The following is a 22,613-nucleotide window of genomic DNA, read 5'->3' on the forward strand; positions in this document are numbered from 1 at the left end:
TTGCACAAGACGTTGGGCAAGAATAAGGAAATTATGAATAAAAGTAGTGTAGCATTATTAATTTTACTGTTGTTGGTAATAGACCAGGCCATAAAGATTTATGTGAAGACCCATTTTTATTATGGCGAGGAATATTTTGTGTTTGGCCTGGATTGGTTTCGCTTACATTTTTTGGAGAATGCCGGCATGGCCTGGGGCTTTAAATTTGGCGAAGGTTATCTGGCCAAATTTGTTTTAATACTATTTCGCTTCGTAGCCGTTATTTGGGGGACCTTTTATATCAAAAAGATGATACGTGAAGGATATGCAAAAGTCTTTATAATCTGTGCCGCATTTATATACGCAGGTGCATTGGGCAATTTGATTGACGGTGCATTTTACGGACTGATTTTTGAAAAAAGTGATCCCGCACTTCGCAATATTGCAGAAATATTCTCCTCAGGCGGTGGTTATGCCGGATTTTTAAATGGCAATGTGGTGGATATGTGGTACTTCCCTATTATTGATACAAGGCTTCCGGAATGGCTGCCATTATGGGGAGGTAATGAATTTACTTTTTTCGACCCTGTATTCAATACCGCAGATGTTTGGATTAGCACGGGAGTGATTTTACTCCTGATCTTTCAAAGCCAACAAAAAAAAGACCAGAAAATATCGGATAAGAAAAAGTTGAAATATACTGAAAGTAACAGGACAATTATAAAAATCGATTAGTTATGAACGCTTGGCTTTGGGTAGTAGTATTGGGATTGGCAGCTTGGGCTGCCCATTGGGGTGCTGATCAACTCCTTACCCCTTTAAAGATGCTGCGCAAACAATGGGGGCTTACTGCTTCTGCAGGGGCAGCTTTCCTGGCTATTGTAACAGCGAGCCCTGAAGTGGCGATAAATATTACGAGCGCCGCCCGTGGGGTATCTGATATCGGGTTGGGGAATTTGCTTGGTTCCAATATCATTTCCATTCCGCTCATGGTAACCATTGCATACTTTGCTTCCAGAAGAAAGTTTAAAAACAATAAGGAGCATCAAAAACATTTGGATGCCAACCTGCTGGCCCTGAACAAACGTTCCGTCTCGGTATTATCTATCCCCTATCTGGTAATTATCGGGTTGGTGGCTATATTAACGCTTCCCAAAGCCTGGCGTGGATTACAACCCATTGATGGGTGGATCATGCTGGCTGCCTATGCGGCTTTTTTAACGCATGCCATTATAAAAGGCAGGGAAAAGGGTCAGAAGGTAGAATGGGATAAAAAGAAAATATGGCTTTCGGTTGCAGGGGCCCTGGCCATAGCCGTGGGGGCTTTTTTTATTGTAAAAGCTACCGAAAATATTGTTTCGGCACTGAATATTTCCGAAATTGTTGGAGGGTTGTTTATCACCGGAATTATGACTACCGCCCCTGAAATATTCAAAACATGGAGTGTGGTAAAGGGAGGTGAAGTGACTGCGGGTACCACCAGTGTGATTGCAGATAATGCCGTTACCATGACAGTGGCATTTTTCCCCCTGGCACTGGTAACGACCCCAATCGAAGATTTCCAGTTGTTTTGGGTCAACCTGGCTTTTGTAGGACTGATGCCGCTTTTATATTCAGTATTTGTCCATCAAAGCAAGGAACTTCACGGGTTCAGCAGATGGCAGATATTCGTTTTCGATGCAGCGTATATTGTATATCTTTTAACTATGGTGTTTTTTGTTCTAAAACTATTTTAAAAAATGAAGGAGGATTTATTTAAGGATTACCAGGAGAGGCTTAATGTGCTGGATGAAAATATTAGAGCAGTAGCATTAAAATATGCAAGGGATTTCTATTTGAACAAAAATTGTTCAAAAGAAGAGGCTATTGAGCGTGGCATCGTAAAGGCAGAGATGGAAAAAAGGAATTTAGATAGAAATGGATAATATATTACTAATAGTATTATGGCAGAATTAAAAAAATCTCTGGGTACTCTTCGCCTTACTTTTTATGGTGTAGGTACCATTGTTGGTGCTGGAATATATACTGTAATTGGTGCAGCCGCTGGACAGGCGGGAACAGACCTTTGGTTGAGTTTTATTTTTGCCGCCATTGCGGCCAGTGTCTCGGCAATGTCGTATGCAGAGCTGTCCTCTACCTATCCTAATGCCGGTGCAGAATTCATTTTTGTACGGAAAGCTTTTCCAAAAATCGACATTCCATCTTTTCTAACAGGTTGGACGATTGCATTTCACAGTTCGGCCACCATCGCCGCGGTGCTACTTGCTTTTTCAGGGTATTTCAATACGTTTTTTAACATCCCTTCCTTACTGGTTAGCTATGCTGTGCTACTGATTCTTGCATTTATAAGCATTACGGGCATCAAAAAATCATCTACCGCCAATATCATTATGGTCAGTATTCAGCTATTGGGATTGTTTATTCTTATTGCGGTCGGACTTTTGGAAACAGGACCACCAAAATCAGAATTTTTTAAAGTGGAGTCCTTTTCCGGCACCCTGGCAGCGACTGCTACCTTATTTTTTGTTTATACCGGCTTTGAGCATATGGCAGCATTGGGTTCCGAGGTAAAAAATCCGGGCAAGACGATTCCGAGGGCATTTTTATTGACAATGGTGTTTACCACAATTATATACCTACTAATATCTTTTACGGTACTCAATATAAGTGACCCCGCAGAAATAGCAAAGGTAAATTCCCCATTGTCGCTGGCCGCTTCAAATTTAAATTCCTGGTTGCCCGTAGCCCTGGCAGTTGCGGCACTTTTTGCTACGGCTAATGCGGCTTTTAGTGGCATTATTTCCATTAGCAGGTTGCTTTTCGGTATGGCAAGCGTGGGCGAGCTTCCAAAATTTATGACCAAGACCAATGCACAGAAAGTACCCTGGGTAACTACACTGGTGGTTATGGCTGCGGTAGCGGCATTTTTGTTATTGGGAGATATTAAAATTGTCGCAGGAATGTCCTCTTTAGGGGCGTTACTCGTTTTTGTAGCTGTGAATATTGCACTCATCGTTTTGCGTTATAAAGCACCTGACAAAGAAAGACCTTTTAAAGTTCCCCTTTCCATAGGGAAAGTACCTATCCTACCCATTTTGGCCATAATTATTAGCCTGTCTCTGGTAGTTCAGTTTAACTGGCAGGTGTATGTTGCTTTTGTGGGAGCAATTATAGTGGGCATCGTGCTGGATTATTTTTTGGACAAAAAGTCAAAGAATGAGATGGATCCCGAAAAAGAAAAAGAACTGTTCAACCATTAAAATGAAGCTATGGAATGGACCTTTGAAGAATTTAAAACCAGTTTGGATGGCCTCCATCCTGCAGTGAAGCAAAAAGCCCTGGAAATTGCTAAAAGTCTGGTTATAGAAAAGAATTATACTAAGGGAAATGCCATAAAAGAAGGAATTATGAAAGCTGAAGAATGGTTTTACGATTTAGGCGGTTAATAATTAATAAAAATAGATATGTTACAAATTATAGAGATTTCAGGAGATAATATTATTGCAACCAGAGCATCGGGAGATTTATCCGAAATGGATATTGAGAAGGTACATCCCATTATTCATGCTATTTTGGACAAAGGATTAAACGTACGCTGGTATTTTGAAATGGAGAATTTTACCGGCTGGGATTTTCCAGGCCTGTGGGAAGATCTAAAAATGGATACTGCCCACGCAAAAGATTATGAAAAAATCGCCATGGTAGGTGATAAAAAATGGCAGGACTGGATTACAAAGTTCATGAAACCTTTTACCAATGCTGAAGTAAAATATTTTGACTTAGAGGAAAAGGAGATTGCCAAAAAGTGGATTAAACAATAAAGCTTTTATTTAAACAATTAATTGAAAAACTGAATGTATAATTAAAATTAAAAAACCATGAAAATAATAGTTCCGATTGATTTTAGTCAAAGTTCCAAAATTGGAGTTGAGTATGCCATAAAGGTGGCCGAATCTTTAAATTCAGAAATTATCTTTGTTCATGCCTATTCTGAAGGTTATCAATATGCCGGATACGGGGCTATAGTTTATCCGGTTCCCGACAACTTTAGTTCTTATCAGAAATTGTACAAAGAAAAAATGCTGGAATTTCTCGAAAATTTTCCACGTCTGGCGACAATAAAATATAAGAGTATGGTAGCCCCAGGAAGACCTTCAGATATAATTTATCAATTAGCAACAGAAGAAAAAGCAGGTTTGATAATTATGGGGACAGAAGGTGCAGGTGAGGTAGAAGGTTACCTTGCAGGAACTACCAGTGAAAAAGTGAGCAAGGATGTACCCTGCCCTGTGCTGGTTGTACCTGAAGATTTAGAAACTTTTGGTTTAAAAAGAATTTGTCTGGCGCTGGATTCAGATAATCTGAAACCTGATAGGGAACTAAAGGTTCTGGCTGATCTATTAAAGGCATTTAACGCGCGCCTTTTTATATTTCATTTTGCTAAAAGTAAAGATGAAGTTATTAAAGAACAGGAGATAAAAAACTATTATGAGGAGTTTTTTAATCTACAGAATATTTCTGTTCACCTTTTTTCCGAAGGGAAAACTGAAGATAAAATAACCGGTTTTTTGAAAGATAATGCCATAGATATTTTGGCGCTACTTTACAGGAAACATGCCTTTATAGAAAAACTAACTGAACTGGGGCTGAGACGGAAAATGATTTTCAAATCAGAAGTTCCTGTACTTATTTTAAAATGATAGTAGGATTGAAAACAAATCTGCATTTTTAAGTTTATGAAGTCACTATTTTTTAGAAATTAACTGAATTCCTGAGCTTCATACCTTCAGTAAGACCACAGAATTATTTGTGAAATATTCCTATGGTATCCTAGGTGCCCTAAATTAAGGCAATTGTAAGACTACAGTACAATGAATTTTTATCTAATTAGAGGGAATAAACCCTTTTTAAAGCGATAAGTTTGCAATTTACCCAAAAGAAAGTGTAGAAGAAAAATGTCAAAATATAGGAGAAATAGAAGAAAGAAGAAGGGTCAAAAATCTTCCCGGAATAAAATAACTAAAAAAGAAAAGCTTTTTGGAATTTTTTCATTAATCCTTTTGGTCATTGCATCATTTTTATTGTATTTTTTTGTCTTAAAAGACTTTATTCATAAGCCCTGATTATTTAAAAATGTTTACCTACCAACTTTTTCTTAATCTAATGATTCTATGGAATTCATTATTTTTCTTTTTAAAAGTTGAAGTTTTAAGAGGCGTAGAAAATTGACCTTTTGTAAACAAAATACTTCAATTAAAAACCGATTCCCTGTAATATAAGGAATCGGGAGTTCTCTGGTATTTCAATTCAAGTACTTCTAAAGGAGGGGCGACCAGAATTATACTCATATTATTGAGAACCTTCATAATACTCCTAATAGGTAGGCTGTCTCATAGGAGTAAATACAAAGCTTCCAAGTTAGAAACTTTAAACGTACAAACGAGGTTTTCGCCGTTGGTAAATCTTTTAAGAAGCTTAATACTATATATTCCTACAACTTTAAAAATATATTCTTAAGATAATAACTTTCAATATTTAGATTATTAAAAAATAAATTTTAGATTTGTCTAAATAATATTTTAGGTAATGAAAATAGAATGGTTAAGTCTAATTATTTTTATCGCTTTTTTTACATCCTGTGAAAAATTAGCTGATGAATATGGTCCTGTTCCTCCAAAGGAAAATGAACTTCTTGATGGCCCTGTAGAAGGATTATCAGTTGAAGAGCAGATTCAGTTCTTGAATGGGGATATAGCGTTCAATGATGAAGTATTTACCGCAGAAACTGGACTCGGCCCCGTTTTCGTAGGTACTAGCTGTGTTAGTTGTCATTCTGGGGATGGTAAAGGTCACCCGTTTAATCAATTTATAAGATTCGGTCAAAGTGATACTTTAGGAAATCCTTTTGCAGACTTTGGGGATGGTAAAAATCAATTACAGAATAAAGCAATTCAGGGGTTTCAGCCTGAAAAGCTACCTCCAGGAGCACCCTTCACAACCTTGGTTGCGCCTGCGGTCACAGGATTAGGTTTTTTGGATGCTGTTCCAGATGAAAGTATACTTTCTCTAGCCGATCCTTATGATGAGAATGGCGACGGAATAAGTGGTAGAGCTCATTTCGCATATCCTCCTGAATATGTTCAAATTCGGCCAAATAGTATTTCACGTGGAGGTAAATATATTTTTAGGTTTGGTAAAAAGGCAATTAGTTATGACTTATTGCATCAAACAGTAGGTGCGTATAATCAAGATATAGGTATTACATCATTATTTGAACCTATAGATCCTTATAGCGGGCTGGAAGAGGACCCGGAAATCAGTACTCAGGTAGTTAACGAGGTGGTTTTTTATTTAAAAACCTTAAAAGCTCCGATACCTCGAAATCAAAATGATCCTGATGTTGTATCTGGCAAACAAATTTTTTCCCGAATTCAATGTGCTGCCTGCCATACCCCAAGCATGAAAACGGGATATTCGCCTATCGAAGCACTATCTAATAAAGGATTTCATCCCTATACAGATTTACTACTTCATGATATGGGTCCTGGTCTGGACGATGGATATACCGAAGGTTTTGCTGAAACATCCGAATGGAGAACCCCTCCGCTATGGGGAATTGGCCTTTCTGAAAACTCACAAGGAGGAGGTTTGTTTCTTTTACATGATGGCAGGGCAAGAAGTATTGAGGAAGCCATTTTGATGCATGGCGGTGAAGCCAAAAATTCAAGGGATGAGTTCAATGCCCTATCGAATCAGGAAAAAAAGCAACTACTTGAATTTATAAATTCATTATGATGAAAAGAAAAAAATTTATCCAAACCCTTTCCTCTGTTGCTATAACAATACCAAGTTTAGGTTTTTTACATTCATGCAGTGGAATTTACTATGCTACAGCAAAGGAAGAGGTAGATAAGTTAACCATAGCGAAGCATGAGTTTATTCTTGAAAAAAATAACAAGGTGTCTAAAAGAGAGTTTGTCCTTATACAAAATAACAAATACAGATTCCCTATTTGTCTATATAAAGTTGGTGAAGACTATATAGCTTCCTTACTAAAATGCACTCATCGAGGGTGCGAGCTTAATGTTGGTGGGGGTATCTATAGTTGTCCTTGCCATGGAAGCCAATTTTCCAATGAAGGAACCGTATTACAAGGACCTGCTGAACAAAAACTAAAAACATTTCCAACGAAAACAGACGATGAAAACATCTATATTTTATTCTCCTAATTATTTGATCATTACCTTAATATTGTTCACCCTCAGTGGAAATTTAATAGCCCAAAACGAGGATGATATACTTAAAAGAACGAAGTCAGATACAACAGATACTCAACTTAACATGGATGCGGTATACAATCGACCAGCTCTAACAATAAATAAAGCTCCGGTATCTATTGGGGGATATCTTGAAGCCAATTCGATATATGCAGTGGAAGATGGATTGACAGAAGGATTATCTTTTCAAGCACGACGTTTAACATTATTTCTGTCTGCCTCAATTAACAAAAGAATTAAATTTTTAACGGAAGTAGAGTTTGAAGAGGGAGGTAAAGAGATTGCCATAGAATTTGCTGCTATGGATATCTCCTTTGATCCTCTTCTCAATTTACGAGGTGGAATAATCTTGAATCCAATCGGTGCTTTTAATCAAAATCACGATGGTCCTAAATGGGAGTTTGTAGAAAGACCTGATGTGGCAGTAAAATTACTACCCGCCACTTTTTCTAATGCAGGTTTTGGAATGTATGGTAAAACAAATACTGGAGATTGGATTATCGGATATGAAGCATACCTCTCAAATGGATTTGACAATAGTATAATTAATAATTCAAAAGATCGAACCTCTCTTTCATCCGTTAAAGAAAATGAAGAGCGTTTTGAAGAAAATTTCAGCGGTGACCCTTTAATTACTACAAAACTCGCTATAGGAAATAGAAATATAGGTGAGGTTGGTTTTTCTTATATGGGCGGTACATACAATCGTGTAATGGAAGATGGACTACAGATAGATGAAAAGAATAGGAGGGTGGATGTCTTCGCTATTGATCTTAGCACTACTATTGAATCAACCGGCACTTATATTGTTGGAGAAGGCGCTTATGTGTGGGTGGATGTGCCAAAAACATTTACGCAACAGTTTGGAAATAAACAAGCAGGATTTTTTCTGGATGTAGTTCAACCAGTGTTGCAAAAGAAAATGTTCGGTTGGGAAAATGCATCCTTAAACGTCTCCGCTCGGACAGATTATGTTGATTTTAATATTGGTAACTTCACTCAAACTAATACAAATATAGGGGATGATTTAATTGCGGTTACTCCTTCCATAAGTTTTAGACCGTCACCTGCAACGGTTTTAAGGTTGAATTATCGTTATCAGTGGCAGAATGACATTTTAAATAATCCAGCCACAAAAACGGCCACCTGGTACCTAGGTTTTAGCACCTATTTTTAAGAATGATATGCTTTTTTAACTAATGGAGTGGGCTGCTCGGGGTAGCATGATTAGTTTATCTTTCGGATAGTATAATGAATGGTCTGGGCAATTATCAGCCCCTCGCGCACTATGTAGGAATCTGCTCCGTCATCTATTTGTGAACTGTCTGAATATGCAGTCCATTCCAGAAAAGCTATTTCATCTTCAGAAAGAAAATTGATATAGTTAAACTCCGCTTCGGGGAAATCCTTTATCAGCATTTTATTTAATTCCCTTAGTCCTTCATGTCCTTTATAAATACCATGCGTAGTAAGCAGGATCAAATCTTTGGAAAAGTTTTTCTGCAGATCCTCTTCTATAGATCCCTTTTTAGAAAGTTCCAGATGATCTTTTAATACTTCTTCTGTAGTTCTCATAGGCTAAAAATTTTATATTTAAACTAGGCTTTAAAAAATTGTTTGCAGCACATTCTATTTTTTGGGATCATCCCTTATGGACACCATTTTTCTTGTTGAGTTCCAAATACCGATCACTGCTGCCAGTATGATTATATTTTTCATGACATACTGACCTTTCATGGTTAATACAAATGGGAAATGGGAAAACATTTGTTCGGGAAAAATGAAGAAGGTTGAAAAAGTTCCTAACATATGCAGGAAAAGTAAGCCTAAAGCCCATTTCAAAAACTTCCCCGATAACAAGGATATGCCAATAAGGCTTTCAAAAATAGCCAATATAGGCATACAACTTCCTTGTGGAAAGAATTGGCCGGTGAGGGTACAAATGGTTGAGGAAGCCAAATCTTCCGCCGGGCTTAGCCCAACAAAAAATTTAACCATCCCAAACCAGATGAAAATTATGCCAATGCTCCACCTTAAAAAGGTTATGGCCTTACCAGAATTAAAATGGATTTTGTATTTTATCATTTAGTTGATAATTTTATTTCTGTTTTTAAAAGTTGTGCGGCTACAATCGTAAATACTACCTGTACGCCCGCAAAAATAATTAACGCCTGATCTAACCCTAGTTTCAATAATTCCCCAAAAATCAGACTACCGATACCAAAGCCCGTAAACAATGCAAAAACGTTGAGTCCCATTGCTTGTCCACCCTGTTTTTTGCCGCCCAATTCGGTTACTATACCTGCAAATAAAGGTTGCGTGAGGTCGTATCCGAAAGAAATCAAGGTGACTGCAAGGGCTGCAACAAGAACGGGTATTTCCAGAGCGAGACTGGCTGTTGCTATGGCTGCTGTTGCCAAACCTATTAAAATAATCGGATAACGCCCCCTACGATCAGCTGTGCGCCCTATAAGGGAACCAAAGAAAAATCCTGGCAGGCCATAACCGAGAATGGCCAAACCAATTTCTATTGGCCCCAGATCATACTTTTGCACAAAATAGACCCCTAACCAGGTATAAATACCTGAATGGAAGATCCCGTTCCAGAATACGAATAAATACGTCCTTAGCCCCCGCCGGAAAGCAAGTAGCCTGTAAAACCCACCTAACATGTTTTTTAATGAAGTATGGCCGGATTTATGAGGTTCCTGTTTCCAGCCCATTCGGGCTACTTGTATCCATAATGCCAAAGCGGCCAATAGTGCAGTTGCCAAAAATAACATGCGCCAGCCTGTATAAGGTTCCAACATTACCCCGGCGGTAGAACCTAAAGCCATTCCTCCTTCCATAGCGGCAAATAAAAGTCCCAGGGGTCTCCCCCTTTCCGAAGGTTTGAACATATCTCCTACAAGGGCCAGGGACATTGGCACCACACCGCTTGCCCCTAAACCCGTGAGCAATCGTAACAGGATGAGTTGTGAAGCAGATTGCACCAGGGCGGTTATCGCTGTTAATACAATAAAAGCCAGGAGGGATATTTGAAGTATGCGTTTTCTTCCAAATTTATCGGATAGGAGGCCATAAAAAAGTACTGAAACTCCATAAGCCAGCATGTAAGCGGGTACTATAAGACCAATCCGCTGTTCTGATACATTAAAAATAGTTGCCAGTTTAGGAATAAGTGGCGCTATCATATACGCCTGAAAAAATATTAAGCCCGCTGCCATGACCAGGGGTGGAAAAATGGTTTTTAATGGTTTATTTGAATTGGGATTTTCCATTACTCTGTATTATTTTTACTGGGAATTTTAAAGCTGTTATATTTATTTGGCTTCTTGAATAAACTGCCATCTCACAGTTATAAAGATGTCAAACATAAAATCTAACCTGGGGTGGTATCCTAATGTTAGCTTCCTTATTAAAAAAAGGAGCAACTTTTTAGCCGCTCCTATTGGAAAAAAAAATCCTACAACTGTTTTTTAAGCTGCCATTTTTTTACAGCTCTCGGCACAGGCATTGCATTTTTCTGCGCATTGCTTGCAAACTTCACTGTCAAACTTTGCACATTCATCAGCACAGGCTTTACATAAGTCGGCACAAATAGCACATAGCCGTTTTGAGTAATCAGACTGGCTGGCTAACAGCTGGACGCACGCACTGCATAAAGCAATACAATCCAGACAAAATTTGTGGCATTCTTTCATGTCTGGTTCCCCCAAATGTTGGTCAAGGCAAATTCTCGCCGCAGTAATGCAGGCGTTGCAATCATCGATACATTTTTGCATTTCTGAACTTAATGGTTTCATAATTTAAATGGTTTTAGTTACTTCCTGATCTGTTCGGAAATCAGAAATAAAAGATTAAGAGCCGAACCTCTTTTCAAATATCGACTCATAGCCCGGGGGGTAGGCAAGCCGATTAATAAAGATTTAACATTTTAATTTGATTAAAAAAAAAGGCAGCCAAAAATGGCTGCCATAAAAAGTTTCAGATTTTAATTTCAGTACGATGGTTTTGCTAACTGGCTTTTCCTATTCCTGCTTCGATAAGTTTTTCTTTGCTTATACCATTGTTTGTACAGCACTCAAGCAATTTTCCATCAACCGCCACCGCGGGAATTCTCTTTACACCGTACTCCTGCACTTTATCTATACAGGTCTTATCCTCACATTGTTCCACCAGGTTATAGGTGGTAATCTCGCAACTATCGCAGGATAATTCTTTTACCATTTTCACTACCGGATCGCATACCGGACAATTTGCCGTAAATATTTCTACTTGTCTTTTCATTTATATGAATTTAATTTAACAATCAGTTTTATCCTTATTTTCAAAGAACAGTTCAAAGATAAGAGCGGAACCAGGGTGGTCTCCAAATAAAAAAACCTGTTTTTGTAAAACAGATTTTAAATAGTATTAAATTAAATAGAAGAATATTTTACTCTGGTCTATTTTCAGAAATATAAGATTCTAGTCTTCGTTTAAGTTCATCAACCTCCTTCATTTTATCGGTAAGGCTGTTAAGCTCAAGATCAGGGAATTGTTTTCTTATGAATTCAATTCGCTCTTCATTACCGCAATTACCGGGACAGGCCTCCACCGTTTCTGAAATTGTAATCGCCAGCGCTTTGCGGTACACTTCATCTAAAAGAAGAAAATGCGCCTTATCAAGCCCTTTTTGCGCAGCTTTGAACTGGATCAGGATCTTTTCTGGATCTTTATTTTCATCCAGCATTTTTATAAGTCCGTTAAGCTGGCCGCTGATGCTCTGCAAGCGGGTTTTTATATCTTTACTTAGATCTCTAGGAATCATATTTTTAATTTTCAGCAAGATACATCTGGTGTGGGGGAGGTCTCCAAAAGTATTTTAAATTTTTAGCAGCAATTTGTTCCTTCCTGAATGGGTGGACAGGCAAGAGTACCATAAGAACAATAAACGCAGCAATCACCTTCCTTTGGTTTCAATAATTGACTGCAATTTTCGCATTGGTAAAAAAACTGACAGGCTGTTGTGGGCATTTCTTCTTCTTTTGTATGTCCGCAACCAGGACATGTAATGGTAGATACTAGTTCTATTTCCATAATCTTTTTATTTTTAAAGCATATGAGGGATATCTGATGACAATGTTGGATATGTAAATATCATTGTTCTTAACTCATTGATTTTTATTTTGGTCTTTATCGCCATGGCGAATAAATTGATGGTTTCCTCCGCGTTAGGGCCTATTAAATGGGCGCCAAGAATAGTCTGATTTTCTTTATCAATAATGGTTTTGTAGGCATATTCCTGAACATTTAATCGTTTTGCATTGAACCAGCTTTCCGCATTGTTATAATTAACTTGATATTCAATTTGTTGTGATTTGGCTTCTGCTTCGGTCAATCCTACTGATGCCAGTGTGGGTAACGTAAAAACTACGGAAGGCATTGGGGGATAATTGACTTTTTTCTTGTTCCCTTTAATGAGGTTTGAAGCCACAACATGTCCTTCCATCACCGCAACAGGGGTAAGGGGCAAGCCTTTAGAATCTGCCGAATCTCCCGCTGCATAAATATTGGAGTTAGAGGTGCTTTGAAGATATTCGTTGACTGTGATTCCTTTTTTTGAAAAAGATATCCCTGCTTTTTCCAAATCTAAATCAAAAATCGCTGGAGGACGACCGGCCGAGTTAAAGACAGATGCTGTCTTATAAGCTGACTCTTTTCCATCTGATTTTCCTGTTACTACATAATGGCCTTCTTTCTTTTCAATTTTAGAGACGTCGGTTTTCAAAACCAGTTTAATTCCTAGCTTTCGGGTTGCATCCACAAGATGTTGTAAAATGTCACGATCAAAGTTTTCCAATGGAAATTCTCCGCGATGTAATATAGTTACATCGGCACCGGCCCGCGCAGCGATATGAGCAAATTCAAAGGCAATGTAGCCACCACCGATAAAGAGCAGTGAGCTGGGCAATTCCTCCAAATTAAGGAAATCTGTACTTGAAAGTGCCAAATTTCCACCTTCAAAATCCAATACCCGTGGTTTTGCTCCGGTTGCGATCAGGAATTTATCAGCTTCAATAACTTCATCTCCTACCTGCAAGGTGTTATCAGATAAAAATTTAGCTGAAGTGTGATAGGTATCTATGTCTTTATTCTTATATCCTTTTTCAATTTTAGGAGGCATGGCATCCACAAAAGATTGCTTAAAAGCCATAATATCTTCCCAATTGACTTCAGGCACGGTATCTATTCCATTTCCTTTAAGTCTTTGGGCAAAATCACGTACTTCAGTTGCTCCTATGATCACCTTTTTAGGATCACAGCCTCTTAGGGCACAGGTTCCACCGTAGGGAAGTTCATCGGTAATGCCAACCTTAAGGCCTTTGGAGGCACATTTATTAGCAACGGTCATACCTGACATCCCGGAACCTATTACAAATACATCATATTTTTTCATCTACTTCTCTTCTTTATTTTCTGTATCGATTGCTTTATAACCAGTTTTATTTATTGCTTCTCGAATTGCGACCAAATCAACTTTAGCTTTATCATATTCCACTACGGTATTAGTATTTGCGTAACTCGCCTTGACTGATAAAATACCATCCAGATTATTTACCTCACTTTCTACGTGGGCTTCACATCCTGCGCAGGTCATTCCCTCAACTTCAAAGGTGTGCTTTATTATGTTTGATTGAGAAACATACACTATATCCTTGCTGGGCTGTGCATAAAATATATTGGAATAATAAGGGAAAGCCAGCATCAATCCGGCAAATACTGTAACTATGAACAGAAAATTTTTGGACTGCCAAAAAGATGGTTTTGCTTCCTCGTCGCAGGCACAATCTATTTCTTCTTGTTTTTTCGGTTTTAATTTTAAATACCAGGCCAAACCAAGAATTCCTATGGTAAGTGCAACCAAATAGGGACGAAAAGGTTCTATCCATGAGAACATGGTTACAAATCCACTACTACCTGCTAAAATCGCCAGGAGGGGAGTAATACAACATACGGAAGCAGTTACCGCAGTAAGTAAACTAACAAAAGCTGTGCTGTTTGACTTATTGGACGATTTCATTTTAGGCAATTTTTTTAACCATTTTGATTGTAGTGAAAACAGCATCAAGTACAGCTGTTTTATCCTTCATTAATGAATAGTACAAGGTTTGTCCATCTCTTCTTGAGGAGATAAAACCTGCATCTTTAATTTTCCGGATGTGTTGAGAGATTGCTGGTACGCTCATTTCTAAAATATCAGCAATATCACAGGGACATAATTCGTCTTCCATGTTCAAGAGGAATAAAATTTTTAAGCGTACCTCGCTACCAGCAATCGATAGTAGTTTGGTCATATCCTGAAAATTATCATCCATTCTTTCCAAAGTGTTTTTGCAATTAAGAAGTTGTTGATGATCAGCCTGGGCTCTTGTACACGAAATTTCCATGGTTAATCTATTATTTAGAGATCAAAAGTATAATAAAATACGTATTTAAGCAAATTCTTAAATAATAGTTAGTATAAATATTCTGCTTCATACATTTAAGAGATTATGACCACTAATTTCAAAGACCTTCTGGTTGTAAATCGGTCAGCACATTACCGCTTCATTCTGCGAAATGCTCCATTTCGGGTAAAGAGCTTCCCTAAGAATATCTTGGGCATCCTTTTTATTTTCCTAATGATGTATCCGCTATATAGTAGTTACCGCTCTTCGTGTAATCTTATACTTAATTAAGTAAAAAAGGACGCCCGCTAAATCGGAATTCCATTCTTGCATTTACTTCGCTTCCAGTTGTTTTTCAATTTCAGTATTTCCATTTCCTTCCCGGCCGTTGCTGTCCCTACCTTTTTTGTAATGCAAAATACCAATATTTAGAAGTTAGTCCAGGTTGCATAAGCCAGTCGCTTACTCCTTTTTATAAACCTTCCCTAATTCTAAATATTGAAAATGTATCAGCATCAAAAAAGGTAATAGCAAACGGCGCTATAGGAAGTAAATCAACAAATAAAAATTATGAAATCATTTCAAAACAACATACCCGGAAGCAAAGTGAAAAAATCAAAAAAGGAAAACGCTCCGGATATAATAAGTAAATCAATGTTTAATCAATCTGCTTAGAAAGCAGGTATCTAAATCTTTTAATTATGAGTAATCTAAGAAACCAAGTACAGTTAATCGGAAATGTGGGGAACACCCCGGAAATCAAAAACTTTGAAAGTGGAAAAAAAGTAAGCACTTTTTCACTGGCTACCAATGAATACTACCACAAGGAAGGGGAAAAAATTCAACAAACCGACTGGCACAATGTAATGGCCTGGGGAAAGCAGGCTGAGCTTATCGAGAAATATGTCGATAAAGGTAAAGAAGTGGCCATCCGCGGAAAACTAACTTCCAGATCCTATGAAACCGAAACAGGAGAAAAAAGATATGTAACTGAAATTTTAGTAAGTGAAATCCTGTTTTTAGGTAGTAATGAAAGTTCATTTAATTAAAATATCGAAGATCTTTTAATTCTTAATTATCAAAAAAATAAAGAGGGCGCTCCCTTCGAAAGTTGCTCCCTCTTTTAATTAGTAACCCTTTAAATAAGATAATAATGAAATCCAAAGTTAATGAAATAGCGATAAGCTACACCGGAAGTTTAAAAACAAATTTGCTACCCAAAATTTCAAGTTCCAGAAGTGCAGCAGATTTAGCGTTCGCACAATGGAATAAAAACGAGATCGAACTGCAGGAAACTTTTAAAATAATGCTACTTAATAATGCTAATAAAGTAAAAGGTATTTACGAAGTTTCTAAAGGAGGTATTACCGGGACACTGGTCGATGTTCGAATCTTATTCGCAGTTGTATTAAAGTCTTTAACCACGGCACTAATCTTATTGCACAATCACCCCAGCGGAACCCTTAGACCAAGTGAAGCGGATAAAAGCCTGACCAGGAAAATTAAAAATGCGGCATCATTTTTTGATGTGAAAGTCCTGGATCATATTATCCTTATGCCTGATGGTAATTACTACAGTTTTGCAGATGAAGGAATTTTGTAATTTACCTGGCACATTCTAACTAGATTGTAAGCACTTCTAATTTTAGAAGTGTTTTTTTAGGCTCAAATATTTCAATGAATCTTCTAAGCAAAGCAGTTCTATAAAAGGTCATATAAAAATAGCTTGGTTGGTAGTGCTTAACAGTAAGGAGCATTTCAAGCTCAATCAATTAAAAAAGGGAAAATTCGCTGTTACCTGAATTTTCCCTTTCTTTTTAGGTCATTGAAACCCACTCAATAAAGATAAAAAAAAATCTTGAATCTGGACACCCTTTTGAATAAGAATTATTTATTACTCGCTACCTGTTACTAAAAAAATCCTTATATTTATTTCGCTGATCTTCAGCATTCAAATTTATGCAGGGCTATCCATTTTTGACTTTCGCCGATAATCCTGCACATCAAAAAAATATTAATTCGGAAATTTTTTCCGGGATTTGGCAAGTGGCTTTTGACTGTCTATTAAGACAGCCAACAGACCAAATTGTACGGAATTTTTGTCCCGCGTTGCGGGACGAAAAGGAGTAGCAAGAGGGTAACACGCGATGCGATGTTTAGCACTCCTTTTTGTTTTCAAATAACTGATATTCAGTGATTTGAAAAAATATAAAATTCCCGACCTCCTACAATTTGCGACAAATGCCCTGTGAACGCCCATTTTTAGGGAAGGATTTGCGACAAATCGGCGAATTATGGACTCATTTATCGGCATCAGGTTCAAAAAGGAAACAGCAAAACGTTTTCAGGAATTTTCAAGGACACACTTCAAATCACACACTGAAGCATTGGAAACAATGCTCGATTTTTTCTTCTACAATGAGATTTCCCCAAAGGAAAAATTAGGGCCTACCGGAAGGACGATCGAAGCTTCCCTAAAGAAACGAATCAATGCGGTCATTGCCATAATGAGGGATATGGAAAAGACACAGACTAAACCCACGGTCGCAATGATAGAATCTCTTTTTCAGACGAACGAACCCTCAAAAAAACCTTTGATTTTGGAAAAGAAAGCGGTCGAAGAAAAACCTAAAGTAAGATTTCAGGAAAAGCAAAACCATACTAACGAACTCTAAATTTTTGAGCTATGTATATCACAATCACACCTCAAAAATTGGGAGGGAATTATTCACAAGGTTCAGGCGATTTTGTCGGTTATCTGGAGAAAGAAAACCAAGGGCTGGAACAGGAAGAGATGGAGCATTTTTTCAATCAATATGGAGATAGAATTTCCGCTAAAGAAGTGGTGAAAGATATCGATGGCAACGGTGCCAAACTCAAAAAGACCGAACCAAAATTCTATTCCATTACGGTCAGTCCTTCCAAATACGAACTGAACCGGTTACAGAACAGTAGCGAAGATTTAAAAAGATACACCCGTGAACTGATGAAGGATTATGTGACATCCTTTAACCGGGAAATCAACGGAAGACCCATTACCATCGATAATATAAAATATTACGCAAAAATCGAACACCAACGCACCTTTAAAGGAACGGATTGGCAGATTAAAGAAAATCAGCCGTATGCCACCAAAATATTGCAGCTCAAAACTAAAATCAGAAGGATTGAAGAAGGTCGTACTGAAGGTAATAGCAAACGTTTACAGCAAAAAATTGACCGATTGGAAAAGGAAGCTCCGCATCAACAGGACGGAAAGCGGATTGTCCAGGGAATGCCAAAGGCAGGAAACCAAAGCCATATCCATATCATTGTAAGCCGAAAGGATGCCTCCAATACCTTCAGTCTTTCACCGGGGAGCAAGCATAAGGCATCGGAAGTGAAGATGCACGGTAAGAAAATAAAACGGGGCTTTGATCGTGATACATTTTTCCAGAATGCGGAGAAGACCTTTGACAAAACATTGGGTTATGAGCGAAACTTTGTCGAGACCTACAAGGCAAGAAAGGATTTTGTCAAGAATCCGAAAGTCTATTTTGCATCTTTGATGAAATTGCCTGCCAATGAAAAGGCAATTGCTTTTAAAATGATGAAGGAAGGTGGTGTTCCAATGCTGCCAAGCATTCCGGTAACACAGGCACAATTGGCAATGAAGGTATTCAACCGCCTACGACGTGGCGTGGAAGTGACCATTAAATCAAGTTCAATAGGTATCTAACTCGAACGTATGCAAGTAGACAATCTCTTTACCGCTCTTTTAACCATTGGTCTGGCCAGTGCTTTGTTTTATGGATTGTATCAGGTCTCCAGATATGCGTTTTTAGCAAACAGTCTTTTGGTGTTTGTCCTGGCCTATTTTTTACAACCTTGGAACAATTTGGTTTTAGTTTTGTTAAATGTGGTTTGTCCGCTTTTGTTGATCAATACGGCATTGTATGTCTTCTTGCATAAAAAAGAGGTGCCAAAAAATGGCGACGACCGATATCAAATCAATTTTGCCACTACCAAGGGAAACTTCAAACTGGACAATATCAAACGTGGGGCATCCATCATAGGTTCTGCGGGAAGTGGAAAGACCGAAAGTGTAGTGTATGGATTCCTGAAACATTTTCGTAAAGAAGGTTTTTGTGGCATCATCCACGATTACAAAGATTTTGAGCTGACGGAGATGGCGTATCCGCTTTTCAAGGATAGCGAAATCCCATTTAAGGTCATTTCCTTTGATAGGATCATCCATCGGGTCAATCCCATTGCACCTCGCTATTTGGAAAACGAGGAAAGTGTGAATGAGGTTTCCCGGGTACTGATCGAGAACCTTTTGGAGCAAAGGGAATCGGGCACGACCGGAACTACTAAATTTTTTAACGATGCTGCCGAAGGTTTGATCGGGGGATTGATTTGGAAGCTGAAAACGACCTACCCCCGATTCTGTACCCTGCCACACTTGATTGCTATTTATCAATATCTGGACACCGATAGCCTGATACAGTTTTTGGAAACCAATACGACATCACGGGCAATGGCAGATGCCTTTATAAGTGGCAAGGATTCGGAACGGCAAACCGCCGGGGTAAAAAGTACCTTGGCTAATGCACTCAAACGTATCAGTACGCAACGGATTTTTATGGCGTTGTCCGCAGATGAAGTGCCGCTCAATATCAATAGTGAAGAAAATCCTGCGGTAATTTCAATTGTGAACAATCCAAAATTCGAAACATCCTATTCACCAGTGATTGCCACTATTGTCCATACCATTACCAAACAAATGAGCGTGCGGAATTCCAAACCTTCATTCCTGTTAATGGAAGAGGCGCCTACCATACGCTTATTGAATATGCACCGTATTCCGGCAACATTGAGGAGCTATAATATTTCAACTGTCTATGTGATGCAGGACAAGATCCAAAACGATATGATGTATGGTGATAAGGCGAGCAAGGCGATATTGAGCAATCTTTCCTATCAGTTCTTTGGGAAGGTCAATGACCCGGACACCGCGAAATATTATGAACGTTTTTTTGAAATTATAAAAGACCCTACAAAGAGCGTGAGCCGTGGCCATAACCTTGATTTTGATACACGGGTAACGACGGGAGAAAAAGAAATTCCAAAAATCAGGGCAGATGTTTTCTTTCGATTAAAACAGGGAGAATTTATTACTTATGCTGATGGTAATGATAAGAAAGTTCAGTTTAAGTTGCAGAAAATTCATCGTGAGCTTCCTGAAAGAACTAAACCGTTTTCAATGGCTGCTTTGGAAGCTAACTTTGAGAGGGTTTATGAGGAGGCGAGGTCGATATTCAAGTAGCCTATTGAAATGAAGAAACTAAAAATAGAATTTTATCACGTGTAATGTTATGGGATAAAAGTATATTTATATTACCAGTTACCTGCAACCAGAAAAACCGTCCAAATGACAGAGCCTCAAAATCAATCAACTTTTTACCATTTGACAAATTTCAATTAAAAAGCAATAACAATCTTTGTACTTATGGACAAATTAATAAACTATCTATTGGAATTTGGGCAGCTAAATCAACCGCAAATTGACTTAATAAAAAGAAAAGTAAAAGTAGTGGAGTTAAAAAAAGGTGAATATTTTTCTGAAGCAGGGAAAATACCAAGACAAGTAGCATTTATCGAAGAAGGCCTCTTTCGAGTATGTTACTATAACAGCAAAGGTGATGAAATCACCAAATACTTTGTTGATGAAAACAATTTTGCAGTGGACATAAACAGCTTCAATCAAAAAATCCCATCTTCGGAATATGTACAGGCCGTAACAGATTGTACACTGCTTGTATTTTCTACAGAATCACTTAATGATTTATCAGCTACTATCATTCAATGGGATGGTATTATCAACAAAATAACCGAAAAAGCATTGGTTGAAAAAGTAAATAAACTAAGCCCAATGTTAGCCGAGGATGCCACTACAAGGTATCTAAATTTTTTAGAGAAATTTCCGAATTTAGCTAATAGAGTTCCACTTTCCTATCTCGCATCCTACTTGGGAATCACGCAATCATCACTAAGTAGAATTAGAAAAAGTATCTGAATTCATTATTTGCCAAATGGCAAAAGTTTTTGCTTTTGAAGTACTGAACTTTGCTTCATCATTTAAATAAAATGCAAAAAATTATGGATTCAATAATTATTACAGGCGCAACTAGCGGAATTGGTTTTGAATGTGCCTTACGAATGGCTCAAATTGCCAAAAACGAACAAATTATTATTCCTGCCAGAAATATAAAAGCGGGTAAAGAAGTGATTGAAAAGATAAAGGACAGAACAGGTCATAAAAACCTAACGTCTTTGGAATTGGATTTGGCTTCATTACAATCTGTTCGTCAATTTTCAGAGAAATTATCAAGAGAAAAAAATCTATCCATTTCTATTTTGATAAACAATGCAGGCGTGCAGAATATTGGAGAAACGCAATATACCACAGACGGATTTGAACAGACATTTGGTGTAAATCATTTAGGTGCATTTGCCTTGACAATGCAATTACTGCCCTCTATGAAAAATGACGGACATATAACATTCACATCCAGCGAGACTCACGACCCTGCATTAAAAACACCCATAGAACCCCCAATTTATACAAGTGCCCAAGAACTTGCTTACCCAAAAGAAACTTCCGAAAAACGAAATCTTGTAGGACAAAGAAGGTATTCCACGTCAAAGTTGTGCAACATAATGACGACATACGAATTGCAAGAGCGATTAAAGCATACAAAAATAAGGGTAAATGCTTACGACCCAGGATTAACACCAGGTACAGGACTTGCCAGAACTTACACACCCGTTATGCGATTTTTATGGAAAAATGTCTTCCCTGTTTTGACCTTATTCAAAAGCAATATCCATACACCAGCGCAAGCAGGAAAAAATTTAGCAAACCTTGCGTATTCTGAGAAGTACAAAGACTTGAAGGAAATTTATTTCTCAGACGGAAAAGTGGTTAAAACTTCAGTTGATTCTTACAACAGGAGTTTTCAAAAAGACCTGTGGAATGGTAGCCTCGACCTTACAAAAACCACATTTACAGAATAACAAAAAAGAAATTTCTAAAAAATGGCAGCGGGTAAGTTGCATATAAGCCATAACGGGGTGTATTTGTTCGTAACTTTTTGCAGTTTTAGATTTAATAGAGATTTTTTCCATCAAAAATATTAATTCGGATTATTAACAACCCGATGCGATACTTTCAATTCTATATTCCATTCGTCACCCCTCTCGTTCAGATCCAAAACAGCCTTACGCTCATTGGACAATGAAAATTTAGGCAAAACATACACCAATCTTACGGTTTCGTTTTTAGTAATTCTGGAAGGCACATTTGAGCTAAAAAATAACAATTCTCTTAATGAAATTTGAGACACGTACTCTTTCCAGGGTTTACGTGATGCAGGACAAGATCCAGAACGATATGATGTACAGTGATAAGGCAAGCAAGGCGATATTGAGCAATCTTTCCTATCAGTTTTTTGGAAAGGTCAATGACCCGGACACGGCAAAATATTATGAACGCTTTTTTGAGATTATTAAAGACCCGACAAAAAGCGTGAGTCGTGGGCATAATCTGGATTTTGATACGAGAGTTACAACTGGAGAAAAGGAAATTCCTAAAATTAGGGCAGATGTGTTTTTCCGATTAAAACAGGGTGAGTTTATTACCTATGCCGATGGAAGGGATAACAAAATGCAGTTTAAATTACAGAAGATCCATCGTGAGCTTTCAGAAAAAACTAAGCGATTTTCAATGGCTGATTTGGAAGCTAATTTTGAGCGTGTATATATTGAAGCTAGATCGATCTTCAACTATTAATATTAATAGAACCTAAATTATTAAACCTTTACCTACCTAAAAATTGATTAAATAAACTGATATTAAGCAAAAAGTGTGGAATTAGTTAAA

27 protein-coding genes and 2 pseudogenes are annotated in these 22,613 nt (G+C 37.8%); 18 read left to right on the plus strand and 11 right to left on the minus strand.

Annotated elements, in window-relative coordinates; all coding sequences use genetic code 11:
• Positions 1-33: 33 nt before the first annotated feature.
• The 10 genes from FVB9532_RS10275 to FVB9532_RS10315 all read left to right on the plus strand — a co-directional run bounded on the left by FVB9532_RS10275 (position 34) and on the right by FVB9532_RS10315 (position 8,433).
• A complete protein-coding gene (locus FVB9532_RS10275) occupies positions 34-714 on the plus strand; it encodes a lipoprotein signal peptidase (protein WP_041579156.1) in 681 nt (226 codons plus the stop codon).
• A gap of 2 nt (positions 715-716) precedes the next feature.
• Positions 717-1,715, plus strand: a complete 999-nt coding sequence (locus FVB9532_RS10280; protein ID WP_013073444.1) for a sodium:calcium antiporter — start codon at positions 717-719, stop codon at positions 1,713-1,715.
• 3 nt (positions 1,716-1,718) lie between these two features.
• Positions 1,719-1,904 carry a hypothetical protein gene (locus FVB9532_RS10285; RefSeq protein WP_013073443.1) on the plus strand — a complete coding sequence of 62 codons (186 nt, stop codon included), beginning with the start codon at positions 1,719-1,721 and terminating at the stop codon, positions 1,902-1,904.
• Between the two features lie 18 nt (positions 1,905-1,922).
• Complete coding sequence (locus FVB9532_RS10290; protein ID WP_013073442.1) at positions 1,923-3,239, plus strand: APC family permease; 1,317 nt, start codon at positions 1,923-1,925, stop codon at positions 3,237-3,239.
• A 9-nt stretch (positions 3,240-3,248) separates the two neighbouring features.
• Entirely contained in the window at positions 3,249-3,425 is a 177-nt protein-coding gene (locus FVB9532_RS19475) for a hypothetical protein (protein WP_013073441.1), read from the plus strand.
• Positions 3,426-3,443: 18 nt separating this feature from the next.
• A complete protein-coding gene (locus FVB9532_RS10295; protein WP_008615606.1) occupies positions 3,444-3,800 on the plus strand; it encodes a SpoIIAA family protein in 357 nt (118 codons plus the stop codon).
• 57 nt (positions 3,801-3,857) lie between these two features.
• A complete protein-coding gene (locus FVB9532_RS10300; protein WP_013073440.1) occupies positions 3,858-4,679 on the plus strand; it encodes a universal stress protein in 822 nt (273 codons plus the stop codon).
• A gap of 886 nt (positions 4,680-5,565) precedes the next feature.
• Positions 5,566-6,774: a di-heme oxidoredictase family protein gene (locus tag FVB9532_RS10305; RefSeq protein ID WP_013073438.1), complete on the plus strand. Its 1,209-nt coding sequence runs from the start codon at positions 5,566-5,568 to the stop codon at positions 6,772-6,774.
• Positions 6,774-7,208 (plus strand): QcrA and Rieske domain-containing protein, encoded by a 435-nt coding sequence (locus FVB9532_RS10310; protein ID WP_228482292.1) that lies wholly within the window; start codon positions 6,774-6,776, stop codon positions 7,206-7,208. Before FVB9532_RS10305 ends, FVB9532_RS10310 begins: the two co-directional genes overlap by 1 nt.
• Entirely contained in the window at positions 7,180-8,433 is a 1,254-nt protein-coding gene (locus tag FVB9532_RS10315; RefSeq protein ID WP_037317188.1) for a hypothetical protein, read from the plus strand. The genes FVB9532_RS10310 and FVB9532_RS10315 overlap by 29 nt, the downstream gene beginning before the upstream one ends.
• 50 nt (positions 8,434-8,483) lie before the next feature.
• Here FVB9532_RS10315 and FVB9532_RS10320 read toward each other — a convergent pair whose 3' ends face one another.
• The 10 genes from FVB9532_RS10320 to FVB9532_RS10365 form a co-directional block, all read right to left on the minus strand.
• Positions 8,484-8,831, minus strand: a complete 348-nt coding sequence (locus FVB9532_RS10320; protein WP_037317185.1) for a nuclear transport factor 2 family protein — start codon at positions 8,829-8,831, stop codon at positions 8,484-8,486.
• Positions 8,832-8,885: 54 nt separating this feature from the next.
• A complete protein-coding gene (locus FVB9532_RS10325) occupies positions 8,886-9,341 on the minus strand; it encodes a hypothetical protein (protein WP_081912601.1) in 456 nt (151 codons plus the stop codon).
• The gene (locus tag FVB9532_RS10330; RefSeq protein WP_037317179.1) at positions 9,338-10,537 is read right to left on the minus strand and encodes an MFS transporter; all 1,200 of its coding nucleotides are present in this window, start codon (positions 10,535-10,537) and stop codon (positions 9,338-9,340) included. The genes FVB9532_RS10325 and FVB9532_RS10330 overlap by 4 nt, the downstream gene beginning before the upstream one ends.
• Positions 10,538-10,735: 198 nt before the next feature.
• Positions 10,736-11,062 carry a four-helix bundle copper-binding protein gene (locus FVB9532_RS10335; RefSeq protein ID WP_037317176.1) on the minus strand — a complete coding sequence of 109 codons (327 nt, stop codon included), beginning with the start codon at positions 11,060-11,062 and terminating at the stop codon, positions 10,736-10,738.
• Positions 11,063-11,273: 211 nt separating this feature from the next.
• The gene (locus tag FVB9532_RS10340; protein WP_037317174.1) at positions 11,274-11,546 is read right to left on the minus strand and encodes a thioredoxin family protein; all 273 of its coding nucleotides are present in this window, start codon (positions 11,544-11,546) and stop codon (positions 11,274-11,276) included.
• A 148-nt stretch (positions 11,547-11,694) separates the two neighbouring features.
• Positions 11,695-12,069, minus strand: coding sequence for a metal-sensitive transcriptional regulator (locus tag FVB9532_RS10345; RefSeq protein WP_037322012.1), 375 nt, complete (start codon positions 12,067-12,069; stop codon positions 11,695-11,697).
• A gap of 62 nt (positions 12,070-12,131) precedes the next feature.
• On the minus strand, positions 12,132-12,338 hold the full coding sequence (locus FVB9532_RS10350; RefSeq protein ID WP_081912600.1) for a GDCCVxC domain-containing (seleno)protein: 207 nt from the start codon (positions 12,336-12,338) through the stop codon (positions 12,132-12,134).
• A 13-nt stretch (positions 12,339-12,351) separates the two neighbouring features.
• On the minus strand, positions 12,352-13,698 hold the full coding sequence (locus tag FVB9532_RS10355; protein ID WP_150545110.1) for a dihydrolipoyl dehydrogenase family protein: 1,347 nt from the start codon (positions 13,696-13,698) through the stop codon (positions 12,352-12,354).
• Positions 13,699-14,322 (minus strand): mercuric transport protein MerTP, encoded by a 624-nt coding sequence (merTP, locus tag FVB9532_RS10360; RefSeq protein WP_150545111.1) that lies wholly within the window; start codon positions 14,320-14,322, stop codon positions 13,699-13,701.
• 1 nt (position 14,323) lies between these two features.
• Positions 14,324-14,689, minus strand: a complete 366-nt coding sequence (locus tag FVB9532_RS10365; RefSeq protein ID WP_034892202.1) for an ArsR/SmtB family transcription factor — start codon at positions 14,687-14,689, stop codon at positions 14,324-14,326.
• Between the two features lie 701 nt (positions 14,690-15,390).
• Between FVB9532_RS10365 and FVB9532_RS10370 the strand changes: the two genes are divergently transcribed.
• The 7 genes from FVB9532_RS10370 to FVB9532_RS10400 all read left to right on the plus strand — a co-directional run bounded on the left by FVB9532_RS10370 (position 15,391) and on the right by FVB9532_RS10400 (position 21,748).
• A complete protein-coding gene (locus FVB9532_RS10370; protein WP_150545112.1) occupies positions 15,391-15,738 on the plus strand; it encodes a single-stranded DNA-binding protein in 348 nt (115 codons plus the stop codon).
• Positions 15,739-15,842: 104 nt separating this feature from the next.
• On the plus strand, positions 15,843-16,292 hold the full coding sequence (locus FVB9532_RS10375; protein ID WP_037314303.1) for a JAB domain-containing protein: 450 nt from the start codon (positions 15,843-15,845) through the stop codon (positions 16,290-16,292).
• A gap of 691 nt (positions 16,293-16,983) precedes the next feature.
• Positions 16,984-17,364: a BfmA/BtgA family mobilization protein gene (locus FVB9532_RS10380; protein WP_150545113.1), complete on the plus strand. Its 381-nt coding sequence runs from the start codon at positions 16,984-16,986 to the stop codon at positions 17,362-17,364.
• A gap of 11 nt (positions 17,365-17,375) precedes the next feature.
• A complete protein-coding gene (gene mobB / locus FVB9532_RS10385; RefSeq protein WP_150545114.1) occupies positions 17,376-18,407 on the plus strand; it encodes a MobB family relaxase in 1,032 nt (343 codons plus the stop codon).
• Between the two features lie 9 nt (positions 18,408-18,416).
• A complete protein-coding gene (locus tag FVB9532_RS10390) occupies positions 18,417-19,997 on the plus strand; it encodes a type IV secretory system conjugative DNA transfer family protein (RefSeq protein ID WP_150545115.1) in 1,581 nt (526 codons plus the stop codon).
• A 183-nt stretch (positions 19,998-20,180) separates the two neighbouring features.
• Complete coding sequence (locus FVB9532_RS10395) at positions 20,181-20,747, plus strand: Crp/Fnr family transcriptional regulator (protein WP_194716526.1); 567 nt, start codon at positions 20,181-20,183, stop codon at positions 20,745-20,747.
• 83 nt (positions 20,748-20,830) lie between these two features.
• Positions 20,831-21,748 (plus strand): SDR family NAD(P)-dependent oxidoreductase, encoded by a 918-nt coding sequence (locus FVB9532_RS10400; RefSeq protein WP_150545117.1) that lies wholly within the window; start codon positions 20,831-20,833, stop codon positions 21,746-21,748.
• 119 nt (positions 21,749-21,867) lie between these two features.
• Here the strand turns inward: FVB9532_RS10400 and FVB9532_RS20085 are convergent.
• Positions 21,868-22,044, minus strand: a pseudogene (locus FVB9532_RS20085) (DUF4138 domain-containing protein); the annotation flags it as partial.
• Between the two features lie 38 nt (positions 22,045-22,082).
• Here FVB9532_RS20085 and FVB9532_RS10410 point away from each other — a divergent pair.
• Positions 22,083-22,523: pseudogene (locus tag FVB9532_RS10410) on the plus strand (TraM recognition domain-containing protein); the annotation flags it as partial.
• Positions 22,524-22,613 lie beyond the last annotated feature (90 nt).

This window comes from Mesonia oceanica (genome assembly GCF_902499555.1).
In the GTDB taxonomy this organism is placed as follows: Bacteria; Bacteroidota; Bacteroidia; order Flavobacteriales; family Flavobacteriaceae; genus Mesonia; species Mesonia oceanica.